At 51.8% G+C, this 809-nt stretch carries 1 protein-coding gene; it reads right to left on the reverse strand.

Features of this window, described 5'->3' with window-relative positions:
* Positions 1-436, reverse strand: a 436-nt coding sequence (locus V7676_RS18685) for an FAD-dependent oxidoreductase (protein ID WP_335661063.1), incomplete at its 3' end; no start/stop codon positions are given.
* Positions 437-809 lie beyond the last annotated feature (373 nt).

Raw genomic sequence — 809 nt, forward strand, 5'->3', positions numbered from 1 at the left:
GGTAACGACCATCGCTATGGCTGACATCGGTAATAGCCTTGCCCAGCGACAGGTTTACCATCTGATCGGGGCATTCCGTCATCAGCATTTCGACGATCTGCCGGGCGCTACCGTCACAGAATAGCTGCCCCAAGGTTTTTTCATGCCAGTCGATGCCATAGCGATCGACCAGCGCGATAAAATCGGCAGCAGAATATCGACTCAGCGCCGATTTGGCGAAATGTCTGTTTTGCGAGATGTAGCGATCAGCCACGGTGCCGCTATTGGTGAAATTGCATCGGCCACCGCCCGAAATCAGGATTTTCTTGCCCGGTTCATCGGCATGATCGATCAACAGAACGTTCCGCCCCCGCTGTCCGGCAACGGCAGCACACATCAAACCAGCGCCGCCAGCGCCGAGGATTATCGCGTCATAATGGGTAGGGACTTTGCGCATGGGTCAGCGATAGCTCACAAATATGTCGAAGAACAGATTGCGAGTGCCGCCCGCTGCGGGCCCGTCGCTTACGCGCGGGAATTTTTCGGTCGCCCGTCCCCCGGACGGGCTTTCATCCGAAAAATTGGTGGAGCCTAGCGGGATCGAACCTTTGACCTCTAAGTTATTGAAATATATTAATTTAATCTACCAAGACTGTGTCGGATGTATAGGTCGGATGTAACAATATAGCAAGCTCCAATGTAACGGTGAAGCAATCTCAAGCTTATATAATGGCATAACTGCATGCTACCATTCTGCAAGACCAAGCCACCAAGCCCCCTGTTCCTATAATTCAACTTCGTTTGATTGAGACCCTTTTTGGAATACGTCC

It is taken from the genome of Parasphingorhabdus sp. (assembly GCF_036963805.1).
In the GTDB taxonomy this organism is placed as follows: domain Bacteria; phylum Pseudomonadota; class Alphaproteobacteria; order Sphingomonadales; family Sphingomonadaceae; genus Parasphingorhabdus.